Consider the following 418-nt stretch of genomic DNA (forward strand, 5'->3'; position numbering starts at 1 on the left):
ATTCCGCAGGCCAGCGCCGTTCGCAGTTAATCTGCCGGGCTGGCGCAAGCCAGCCCATTTCCTCGCACCTCCTGAAGTGGTATAACAACTTATCTGTCTGCTACCAGGATTGTGCTATGGACTTCACTGAATCCCGTCGACTTTATCAACAGCTGGCCAGCGAGCTGAAAAGCCGCATTGAAACCGGGATCTATCCGGTGGGTGCCAAACTGCCTGCTGAGCGCCTGATTGCCGAAGAGATGGAAGTGAGCCGCACCGTCGTTCGCGAAGCGATCATCATGCTGGAAGTTGAAGGCTATGTTGAGGTCCGCAAAGGCTCGGGCATCCACGTCATTGCCAGCCAGCAGCAGAACCGCATCGCCTCCACCAGCAGTCAGCTGGAGTTCGCCACGTTTGGCCCCTTCGAACTGCTCCAGGC

1 protein-coding gene is annotated in these 418 nt (G+C 57.4%); it reads left to right on the forward strand.

What is annotated here, in order from left to right; all coding sequences use genetic code 11:
* Positions 1 to 116 precede the first annotated feature (116 nt).
* Positions 117 to 418 (forward strand): GntR family transcriptional regulator (locus DI041_RS21110; protein ID WP_136640158.1); only part of this gene is annotated, 302 nt, incomplete at its 3' end.

It is taken from the genome of Stenotrophomonas maltophilia (assembly GCF_004920835.1).
Lineage (GTDB): Bacteria > Pseudomonadota > Gammaproteobacteria > Xanthomonadales > Xanthomonadaceae > Stenotrophomonas > Stenotrophomonas maltophilia_AQ.